Below are 7,262 nucleotides of genomic sequence, written 5' to 3'. Positions count from 1 at the left end.
AATCAAAAAAACGGAGATAGATAAATGAAAACATTAGCAATTATGGGTGCAGGTAAAGGATTGGGATTGTCTTTAGCAAAACGTTTTGGTCAGGAAGGATTTCAGGTTGCCTTAGTTGCACGAAACGCGGTCAAGCTTCAAGATATGGTAAATGAATTAAACGCCGTTGGTATCGAAGCTTCTTATTTTACAGCCGATATTTACAGCAAAGAACAAATTGAACAGGCTATTACAAAAATTAAAGAAAAGTACGGCCAAATTGATGTGGTAGAAGTTAGCCCAGTACCAAGTAACTATCCGCCTACTTCCGTATTGGAACTTACGATAGAGAACGCAAGAGATGCTTTTGAAGGCTTTGCTGCTAGCTCTATCAATGTCGTAAACACCGTTTTGCCAGATATGCTGACTAGACAGGAAGGTGCTTTGTTGTTTACAACAGGATTTTCCTCAATCCATCCATTTACTATGATGGGGAATATGGGAGTTGGGCTGGGGGCTCTGCGTAATTACATTACTAATCTTCATACTGAACTGTTACCTAAGGGAATTTTTGTTGGTCATCGTGCATTGGCTTTATACATTTCAGAACCGGGGACAGGTAAAGTGAATGATCCGGATGTTATTGCTGATATGTGGTATCAAGCCTATTCAGAGAAGAAAGTATGGGAAGAAGAGTATCCACAAGGCATTACTCCAGAAGCTCTCTTATCATTTAACGAAAGTCTTAATTAAAGAAAAGAGAGGTATAGCCTGGTGTTTAGAGAGCAGTAGGGAAATCAAACTCAAAAAAGAAAATAAAAATAGAAAAAAATTGCTACAAGTAAAGCATTTTGCTATGATTTACTTGTAGCAATTTTTGCTATAAATAATTTAAAAAAATTAAAATAATAATATTTTGTAACGAAGCAAGAAATATCGCTATTAATTATTGAATGAAAGAGAGGAGGGAGATACCAATTGAATGATAGCAAGGATTCCATGGAACGGGTATATATAGAACATTCAAGGATGATATATAAATATCTCTTCTCTATGACACATAATGAGAGTATAGCAGAGGAGTTAATGCAAGAAACATTCTATCAAGCCATTCGTTGTCAAGAAAAGTATGACCGAAGTTGCAAGATTACTACTTGGTTATGTGCCATAGCGAAGAATCAATGGCGTAACTATTGCAAGAAACATCATATCGAAGAACCCTTAGGTCAGGAATTAGTAGATAAGCCAGCACCGTCTTCAGAAGATATCGTAATGGGCAATATCAATAAAATGGATCTTATGAAAGCGTTACATGGATTGAAGGATCCACAACGAGAAGTAATGTACCTAAGGTTGTCGGCAGATTTATCGTTTCGTGAAATTGGAGAAATCATGGGGCAATCAGAAAATTGGGCTAGAGTTACGTATTATCGAGGTAAAGAAAGATTATTTAAGGAGGTAAGAGACAATGGGTGATAGATTAAGATGCGAAGTGGTTCGGGACTTATTACCTTCATATGTTGAGGGGTTAACAAGTGACGTGACAAATGAAGAAATTGATCTACATATATCTTCTTGTAAGGAATGCGAGAGGTTATATAATGAAATGAAAGCGCCTATAGAAACACCTATGGAAACTAAAGAAATTGATTATTTAAAAAAGGTGAAGAAACGCACTAATAAAACGATATTCGTAGGATACACGATAATAGTTGCAATGCTTTTCCTTATTATAGGAATACGTATGTATATCGTGGGTAGTGAAGTTAATAGCATCGGTAACTATAATTCATTAATTTCAAAGACCAATGATGGAACAGAAGTATTAGTTGTTCAAGGTGAATTAGCTAATCGTTCAAGAGTTTATAAGAAACATAATATAACAGTGGAAGATGGTACAGCAACAATTAAGTTAACAGATCGTGTCGCACTACCATGGGAAGATTATAATGACTTTTATGTAGGTTATGAGATACCAAATGATGTGAATCGTGTTGTTCTTAATGAAGATGTGATTTGGGAAGATGGTGTAATTATTACGAAAGAAGCCAATGAAATTTATGATACCAAACATCCATATGTAGGGGAAATGCCTGCAAATGGGAGAACAGCAGTTGCGTTGCAGATTACTAAGTTTGGACAATATCTAAATTCTCTTCAAACGAAAGAAGAACCATATGGTTGGACATTGGAATTTTCAGATACTATTACGAAAGATAAGATTTTTAACGAACGAATGACGCAAAATGCCTATGTAATTTTATCTTTAATTGATAATTTAGGGGAATTATCCTGGCAGTATAACAATGGAAGTGAGATTATAACTAAGACGGTGACAACTGAGGATGCCACTAAGGCACTAGGTCAGGATATCAAAGAATATTCAAATAGTATTTCACAATTTCAAAAGTTGTTAAATGAATTGTATCTCTAGAGCGAGGAAGCTAAATGGCTATTGAAGAAAAAGTCTAACGACATGAATTAAGATAGAAGAAACGAACATATGGGATGCAGACAATGATTATCCAATCATTGTCTGCATCCCATATACAATTAAGAGAAATACCAAGTTAATCACAGTGAATTTAACTATAAAGTCCTTCTCCATACCAGGGTTATGTTTCTTATATTCACTAAAGGTAATCAGACTAGCTAAAGATGCAATCAAAGTTCCTAAACCACCTATATTTACTGCGGGTAAAAGGCTTTGGTAATCTGTCGTAAAATGAGATAATAATACGGCAGCAGGGACATTGCTGATTAATTGACAAGATAAAATCCCAAACAGTAGTGGATTAATTGGTAATATAGTAGCAAATAGAGAACGAACTGCAGGTATTCTAGCAAGGTTTCCACTAAATACAAAGAACACGCAGAAAGTTAGAAGCAAGGGATAATTTACTTCTTTGATTGATTTCTTATCTAGGAGATATAAAGCGGCGGTAATAACAACTGTTCCTAGAATATACGGTATGATTCGAAGAACAATTAATATACTAGCAATGAATAATATGGAGTATATTAATGTACGTTGTTTATTGAAATCGAAAGATTCCTCATTCTTCAATGTAAGAGGAATAGGTTTAACAAAGCAACAAACGATCACGATAAGAATGGTTGAGACTAAGAAAGAAGGTAACATAATCTTAACGAATTCAGCGGTACCGATGTGATAAAAGGAATATAGGTATAGATTCTGTGGGTTTCCAAACGGAGTTACCATACCACCAAGATTTGCAGCAGTGTTTTGCATAATAAAAGTGAACGCCATAGCCTGTTTATTGCCAGTACTATTCAGCACGTAATATCCTAATGGTAAAAATGTTAGCAATGCCATATCATTAGCTAAAATCATAGAACCAAAGAAGGTAATGAATACAAGACCTAAGGTTGCATTACGTAAGTTGTGCAGTTTAAGTACGATATTCTTACTGAGAATTTCAAATACATGTATGTGTGAAAAGGCACTTATTACGGCAAGCGTACAATAAAGAGTAGCCAATGTTCTAAGATTAAAGTACCCCAGATAAGCTTTATCAATAGGAACGAACAAACAAGTAATAAGCATTGCGATAATAGAGATTGTAAGAACAATCTGAGTTTTCATAAAACCGAATATCTTGTCTTTGGTTTTATGAAAGAAAGATAGAGAGGGCGGAGAATTAGCAGGTATGGAATTGTCATAATTTAAGTAGGAATCTGGTTTCATAGTAACCTCTTTCATGAGTAGGATGTTGTCATTAATTTTATATTAGTACAAACTTTATTTATTGAATAATTATATAAAAGAATTACTCTTTCTGATAATATCAATAATAGATTGTAACAACATTATTATAAATTGCAAGTAAAATTAACAAAATTCTTATAATTATTTATTTGTTGCACTGGAAGAATGCGAACAGACGAGATCAAGATACTATGGTATTAATTGGGGTGTTAGTGTATAATAACTAGAGAATTTATTAGAATAAATGATGGAATAGTTGAGGAAGAGATATATGTTTAATAGGAATGACGTGGACACAAAACAGAAGAGAGCACTATATAAAATTGGCTACGAGAGTTTATGGGTATTAATTGGTTTAATATTTATCCAAGGTCTTATGAAGGCGCTTAATATAGCATTTTGTACCGGTAGTACAGGTAATTTGCTTCTTATCTTTATTGTTATAAATTATTTTGGAATTAGAAAGTTAATGTTAAATTGCTATGATTCACAAGAGGATATGAAAAGAGAAAGAAAATTATTAACAATTGTTGCACCAATAGCAACGATTATAACAGTGGTGCTAATGATAGTATACGATTTCAGTTCTGTTAATATAGATGGAGATGCGAATGCAGTAGTCCTAGCATTAATCGGAACAATATCAGCGTGGATTGCTACATTTATGATGTGGAAGAAAAAGGACTTCGAAGAAAAGAGGTAGACAACATGTATGAACTAGTAAAAGGTAGACCTTCTGATGTAGATGTAAGATTAGAGAAAGAAATCAGAGTTTATGATTTGCTTGATAGACTTCATATTGAATATGAGAGAGTGGATCATGAAGAAGCAAATACAATTGAAGAGTGTAAAGAGGTAGATGAGATATTAGGAGATGAGACAAGTATTTGTAAAAATTTATTTTTGTGTAATTCTCAAAAAAATAAGTTTTATCTGTTATTGATGCCAGGAAGCAAGGTTTTCAAGACAAAGGGTTTATCCAAGCAGATAGGTAGCTCTAGATTATCCTTTGCTAGTCCAGAATTTATGGAAAAATTCTTAGATATAACTCCAGGATCGGTAAGCGTTATGGGATTAATGAATGATACGAACAATCAGGTACAGTTATTAATTGATAGAGAAGTAATGGAACCAGAGTTCTTTGCATGTCACCCATGTATCAATACTGCTAGTATCAAGTTAAGAAGTAAGGATGTTTTAGAAGTGTTTTTACCAAAGGTCCATCATGAACCGATCTTTGTGGAATTATAGATAGGAGTTAACAGGTGAAGGCAAAACTCTATATACGTTTATAGCTTCTTAACTGACGTACTATGACACGAAACACACTACACATCTAAGTACTTCTAAGTGTGTACGATATGGGGATTCAAATGATGCGGAACCGCCTTCGATTCGGCATCCTGCCTCAGCTCAGGCTGGCATCGGCCTCCTTGCCTCGCCTTCCTAGGATATACGGTACACACTAAGAAGTTCTATAGATGTTTCGCTATCGTTTCTTAGTCATAGTACGTCAGCTAAGAAGCAGATTTAGAGTATTGAGAGTTTTGCATTACACTTGAATCCTAATAGATAGACAATAGACAATAGACAATTACGAAAGGAGAATTAAGATGTTTAATACCTATATATTTGATTTATACGGAACCCTTGTAGATATTCGTACGGATGAAGAGTCATGGGAGTTATGGAGTAAGATGAGTTTGCTTTATCAATATCGGGGCGCTATCTATAAACCACAGGAACTTAGAGAAGCATTTGAACAAGGTGTAAAGACTGCAATAAAAAGAGCCACTGATATGGATAAGGAATTAACGAATAGGAAGGAACTAGATGAGCTTTCAGAACAAACTAAATTAGAGATTCAAATTGAGTATGTATACCAAGAATTATTCCATAACAAGGGGGTAGAAATTACAATTGATGAGTGCTCTCAAATAGCACAATTCTTTCGTAGTGTATCCACATGTTATGTGAAGCTATACAAGGGTGCACTAGAATTACTACAAGAATTAAAGGCAAAGAATAAGAAAGTATATTTGTTAAGTAACGCACAGGCGGTATTTACAAGAGGAGAATTGCAACTACTTGGTATCTTGCCTTATTTTGATGGTATTCTATTATCATCTGATGTAGGATATAAGAAACCAGACCGTAGATTCTATGAGCGACTATTGGACACGTACCATATTGATCCTACTACTGCGATTATGATTGGAAATGATTATAGAGCAGATAGTTTGGGTGGTGCGAATGTGGGATTACATACTTGCTATATTAATTCAAACCTTTCGCCAAGGGAAGATGCGAATATGATTGCTAATATGAAAGCAGATTTTATTCTAGAGAGTATGGATTTAGTGAAAGTAAAAAGTCTGGTTTTAAGATAAAATTGGAAAGAAAGAATAAAGCATGGCTAATAATAAATATTGACCATGCTTTTTTGATATTTATTACACAAAAGAGGTAAAAATAGAAGTTAGTTTTGCATTCAACTTTTTTTTAAAAACATAAAAAAAGTTGAAGATTTTTTGAAAGTACATTCGTTATAATTAATGGATATAAAGATAGGGGGTGGATAAAATTCGTACAAAGGAATGTGTTACAGAGTGGATTGAGCAATATCAAAATCTGATTTTCTCAATTTGCTGTAAGATGACAAATGATTATTTTGTAGCGGAAGATTTGACGCAAGAGACGTTTTTATCCGCTTACCGAAATGCAGATTCTTTCGATGGAGAAAATGTGAAAGCATGGTTATGTAGAATAGCGACCAATAAATGCATCGATTATCAAAGGCAGGCAGCAAGACGAATTACCCCAGCGGCTGATACGGAGTTTGAACATATGGAATCCAGTAGTAGATTACCAGAGGAATCCATAATGGAGAAGGAAGTGATAACAGAACTTCGGCGCAAATGTGAGCAGCTAAAACCGCCTTATGATGAAATTGCAACTTTGTATTTTTGCCAAGAAAGAAAGCCAGAAGAGATTGCAGCTATGAAACAGAAGAATCTTAAGACAATTCAGACACAAGTTTATCGTGCAAGGGCGATGCTAAAGAAAATGTATGGAAAGGAGCGAATCTAATATGCAACATGATAAACCAGAGTATCTCTCAGATGAAGAGTTACAGAATTTGATCCAAAGTATAGAACAAGAAGGCATCACTCATGCGCCACAATATATGAAACAGTCGATCCTTGATCAGATTCAAAGAGAAGAGAATATGGCAGCTATTAGTAATCATCGCTCCAGTAAAATACAATTGTTTACGTATGCGATGAAAGTTGGAGTTGCTGCGGCTGCAGCGATTGTTCTGGTTGTATTAATTCCTGTAAAAGACTCTGGTAGTTTATCAGAGGAGAAAGTGAGCTATGAGCAATGGTTTAACTCCAAGTATGACAATGAGGGAATAAAGTATGAAGAATATAATAAGGATAGAAACAATTATAGCAAAGAAAGTAAGAGTATCTATGATACTACAAATAAATTATGAAGTAAGGTACTAGAGAAAACTAATAAATTATTCGATAGGGAGGATAAATAAATG

9 protein-coding genes are annotated in these 7,262 nt (G+C 34.5%); 8 read left to right on the top strand and 1 reads right to left on the bottom strand.

The window, feature by feature from the left end; translation table 11 throughout:
• Nucleotides 1-24 precede the first annotated feature (24 nt).
• The 3 genes from ACW2QF_RS05075 to ACW2QF_RS05065 all read left to right on the top strand — a co-directional run bounded on the left by ACW2QF_RS05075 (nucleotide 25) and on the right by ACW2QF_RS05065 (nucleotide 2,413).
• The gene (locus ACW2QF_RS05075) at nucleotides 25-732 is read left to right on the top strand and encodes an SDR family NAD(P)-dependent oxidoreductase (RefSeq protein WP_455714909.1); all 708 of its coding nucleotides are present in this window, start codon (nucleotides 25-27) and stop codon (nucleotides 730-732) included.
• 225 nt (nucleotides 733-957) lie between these two features.
• Nucleotides 958-1,455, top strand: a complete 498-nt coding sequence (locus ACW2QF_RS05070; RefSeq protein WP_455714908.1) for an RNA polymerase sigma factor — start codon at nucleotides 958-960, stop codon at nucleotides 1,453-1,455.
• Nucleotides 1,448-2,413 (top strand): DUF4825 domain-containing protein, encoded by a 966-nt coding sequence (locus tag ACW2QF_RS05065; RefSeq protein WP_455714907.1) that lies wholly within the window; start codon nucleotides 1,448-1,450, stop codon nucleotides 2,411-2,413. Before ACW2QF_RS05070 ends, ACW2QF_RS05065 begins: the two co-directional genes overlap by 8 nt.
• An 87-nt stretch (nucleotides 2,414-2,500) precedes the next feature.
• Here the strand turns inward: ACW2QF_RS05065 and ACW2QF_RS05060 are convergent, their stop codons facing one another.
• The gene (locus ACW2QF_RS05060; RefSeq protein WP_455714906.1) at nucleotides 2,501-3,688 is read right to left on the bottom strand and encodes an SLC13 family permease; all 1,188 of its coding nucleotides are present in this window, start codon (nucleotides 3,686-3,688) and stop codon (nucleotides 2,501-2,503) included.
• 292 nt (nucleotides 3,689-3,980) lie between these two features.
• Between ACW2QF_RS05060 and ACW2QF_RS05055 the strand changes: the two genes are divergently transcribed.
• The 5 genes from ACW2QF_RS05055 to ACW2QF_RS05035 all read left to right on the top strand — a co-directional run bounded on the left by ACW2QF_RS05055 (nucleotide 3,981) and on the right by ACW2QF_RS05035 (nucleotide 7,208).
• A complete protein-coding gene (locus ACW2QF_RS05055; RefSeq protein WP_455714905.1) occupies nucleotides 3,981-4,412 on the top strand; it encodes a hypothetical protein in 432 nt (143 codons plus the stop codon).
• Between the two features lie 5 nt (nucleotides 4,413-4,417).
• Nucleotides 4,418-4,960 carry a prolyl-tRNA synthetase associated domain-containing protein gene (locus ACW2QF_RS05050; protein ID WP_455714904.1) on the top strand — a complete coding sequence of 181 codons (543 nt, stop codon included), beginning with the start codon at nucleotides 4,418-4,420 and terminating at the stop codon, nucleotides 4,958-4,960.
• A 362-nt stretch (nucleotides 4,961-5,322) separates the two neighbouring features.
• Nucleotides 5,323-6,099: an HAD family hydrolase gene (locus ACW2QF_RS05045; protein WP_455714903.1), complete on the top strand. Its 777-nt coding sequence runs from the start codon at nucleotides 5,323-5,325 to the stop codon at nucleotides 6,097-6,099.
• Nucleotides 6,100-6,283: 184 nt separating this feature from the next.
• Nucleotides 6,284-6,799, top strand: a complete 516-nt coding sequence (locus ACW2QF_RS05040) for an RNA polymerase sigma factor (protein WP_455714902.1) — start codon at nucleotides 6,284-6,286, stop codon at nucleotides 6,797-6,799.
• 1 nt (nucleotide 6,800) lies between these two features.
• Complete coding sequence (locus tag ACW2QF_RS05035) at nucleotides 6,801-7,208, top strand: hypothetical protein (protein ID WP_455714901.1); 408 nt, start codon at nucleotides 6,801-6,803, stop codon at nucleotides 7,206-7,208.
• Nucleotides 7,209-7,262: the final 54 nt, after the last annotated feature.

This window comes from Anaerosporobacter sp. (assembly GCF_965301125.1).
The sequence above is the reverse complement of the archived record's forward strand: the minus strand, read 5'-3'. Positions and strand labels throughout refer to the sequence as shown.

Excerpts from the sequence above, each read along its gene's own strand:
- ACW2QF_RS05075 (WP_455714909.1), top strand. The coding sequence starts at position 25 with ATGAAAACATTAGCAATTATGGGTGCAGGTAAAGGATTGGGATTGTCT.
- ACW2QF_RS05065 (WP_455714907.1), top strand. The coding sequence starts at position 1,448 with ATGGGTGATAGATTAAGATGCGAAGTGGTTCGGGACTTATTACCTTCA.
- ACW2QF_RS05060 (WP_455714906.1), bottom strand. The coding sequence starts at position 3,688 with ATGAAACCAGATTCCTACTTAAATTATGACAATTCCATACCTGCTAAT.
- ACW2QF_RS05055 (WP_455714905.1), top strand. The coding sequence starts at position 3,981 with ATGTTTAATAGGAATGACGTGGACACAAAACAGAAGAGAGCACTATAT.
- ACW2QF_RS05050 (WP_455714904.1), top strand. The coding sequence starts at position 4,418 with ATGTATGAACTAGTAAAAGGTAGACCTTCTGATGTAGATGTAAGATTA.
- ACW2QF_RS05045 (WP_455714903.1), top strand. The coding sequence starts at position 5,323 with ATGTTTAATACCTATATATTTGATTTATACGGAACCCTTGTAGATATT.
- ACW2QF_RS05035 (WP_455714901.1), top strand. The coding sequence starts at position 6,801 with ATGCAACATGATAAACCAGAGTATCTCTCAGATGAAGAGTTACAGAAT.